Here is a 1,025-nt window from a genome sequence, read left to right as displayed (position 1 = left end):
GGGTACGGCAGCGGGTGCCGGGGGCCACTCTGCACACCACCGCTGCGACGACCCGGCCGGTGGACGCCACCGGGGCGGACCCGGCCGCCGCCCGCGCGCTGGTCGAGGCCTTCCAAGCCGGTGTACGCCGTGCCGAACTGCACGGGGCACCCGCCCCCGACGGTGCGTCGGCGCGGACGACCAGCGACCCGTCGGCCCGGGCCGGGGCGGCCGTGGTGGACCCGGACACGACAGCGGACCTGCCCAGCACACCGGGAGGCGCCGGCCCCACGGTGCCCGGCGGTGACGGTTCGACAGATGCCGCCGCGGGGCGGCCCCGGTTGAGCCGACGGGTACCGGGGGCGAACCTCACGGCCGTCCCGGCCTGCCAACCGCCCAGTACCCACCTCGGCGACCCGGCCGAGGTCCGCGACCTCATCAGCGAGTTCGAGGCGGGCGTCGCCCGCGCTCTCCGCGAAGTCAGCCCCGACCACCGGAACGAAGAAGGATCATCACGGTGACCAGCCCCTTCCTGCACGAAAACGTCGACCAGACCCAACCCAGCGCCAGTGGGGACCTCAGCCCGGAGGCCCGGACGTTCAACTGGCTGCTGGACTCCTTCACCTCCAGCACCGCCGGGGTCCTGGAGGCGATCGCGGTCTCCTCGGACGGCCTGCTGATGGCCATGTCGGCGATCAAGGACCGGTCCAACGCGGAACGGCTGGCCGCCGTCGTGTCCGGGATGACCAGCCTCGCCGGTGGGGCCGCCAGTTGGTACGCGCTCGGCGGCTTGAACCGGGTGATCGTCGACATGGCCGACGGCTATCTGTTGATCAGCGCGATCAGCAGCGGTTCCGTGCTCGGGGTGGTCGCCGACCGGTCGGCGAACCTGGGCACCGTCGCGTACGAGATGACGCTCTTCGCCGGGCGGGCCGGTGGCGCCCTGACCCCGCGACTGATCGTCGAGTTGAAGAACGCCGTTCAGCAGTGACCCCCGACGTCGCCGGCGAGGATCCGGATCCGAACCCTGGGTTCCGGATCCGCCC

General features: G+C 72.8%; 1 protein-coding gene and 1 pseudogene. Both read left to right on the top strand.

The window, feature by feature from the left end; translation table 11 throughout:
* Positions 1-500: pseudogene (locus tag KBX53_RS34065) on the top strand (histidine kinase); the annotation flags it as partial.
* Positions 497-970, top strand: coding sequence for a roadblock/LC7 domain-containing protein (locus KBX53_RS34060; protein ID WP_030327817.1), 474 nt, complete (start codon positions 497-499; stop codon positions 968-970). The pseudogene KBX53_RS34065 and the gene KBX53_RS34060, both read left to right, overlap by 4 nt.
* Positions 971-1,025: the final 55 nt, after the last annotated feature.

It is taken from the genome of Micromonospora sp. M51, from assembly GCF_018070305.1.
In the GTDB taxonomy this organism is placed as follows: domain Bacteria; phylum Actinomycetota; class Actinomycetes; order Mycobacteriales; family Micromonosporaceae; genus Micromonospora; species Micromonospora parva.
Note: the sequence above shows the minus strand (reverse complement) of the source record. Positions and strands in the feature narration are given on the sequence as shown.